Source organism: Vibrio sp. 10N.261.55.A7 (assembly GCF_002877365.1).
Taxonomy (GTDB): Bacteria; Pseudomonadota; Gammaproteobacteria; order Enterobacterales; family Vibrionaceae; genus Vibrio.
Window position 1 is genome coordinate 1 of sequence record NZ_MCWZ01000218.1, and the last position, 1,004, is coordinate 1,004.

A 1,004-nucleotide genomic window follows, 5' to 3' on the forward strand; every position below is an offset into this window, starting at 1 on the left:
CTGTATTTGAATTTACAGAAGAACATAAAACTAGTGTTACTATTAAAAACCAAAAAAACAGAGTTTAATAAAACGTATGCTTTTCTAGTTATGCTTATTTACATCTGTTTGCATTTCAATATTCTGTTCATCGAGCTGGATAAGAGTGACTTTAAGGGTGTGGAATTCCTCCAACGAAGTGATATGTGTACCACCACAAGGTATCGTTGCTTTCGCCCCTTCTCCCAAATCACATGACCAATACCGAGAGCTGGTTAAGAACTCTCCCTCACAGCTCATCATTACAACCGCGTTAGACTGAATCCAATACTCCAATTGCTGATTCACACGTTCAGCTATCAACACAAGGTCTTCTATCATCTGGGCGCTATTTAAGCCTCTTTTACGTAATGTTTTGCCTAAACGGTAAACATCATGACAGGTATCTTCAGTGACAAAACTCGTTACTTGAGCATAACTATTAAAGTCGTAATTACCATGAGGGTCTTTACGATCGGCATCTTTGCGCCAATAAGATTCTGTCAGTATTTTATTCAAGGCTAAATACGCTAAATGTCCTGCACTGTGACCTCTGCTCAATGCTTGCTGGTAATCTTTATCGACCTCAAGGCGTATGCAATCTCCAACGTTGATCTCTAGGTTACAATCTTTTATGCAATGCACCACCACAAACGCCCAACCATCAGCATCTCGTTTAACGGGTATCTCAGAGCCGACATAAAGTGTGTTCGTAGACACCTCAACAGCGCCCACTAAACAAGAATCAACATCTAGGGTTCTGCCACAGACGGTTATCTGTCCTTTATCGGCTGGGTGATCAGGCCAAATATGGCTCACTGGATGAAATGGTGTTTCTCGAGTAACCACATTTAGCTGATTGTTGTTCTTCTCTATCAACTGAACAACAGAGTCTAACTGCCATGTTTGATGGCAGAACTTGGTAATCGTAGGGGTAACAGTCATAGTCTTGTCGGATTGAAATGAATAGATAAAAAAAGGTTCAT

1 protein-coding gene is annotated in these 1,004 nt (G+C 40.6%); it reads right to left on the bottom strand.

Features of this window, described 5'->3' with window-relative positions:
• Positions 1–84 precede the first annotated feature (84 nt).
• On the bottom strand, positions 85–963 hold the full coding sequence (locus tag BCU12_RS10805; RefSeq protein WP_102404289.1) for a metal-dependent hydrolase: 879 nt from the start codon (positions 961–963) through the stop codon (positions 85–87).
• Positions 964–1,004 lie beyond the last annotated feature (41 nt).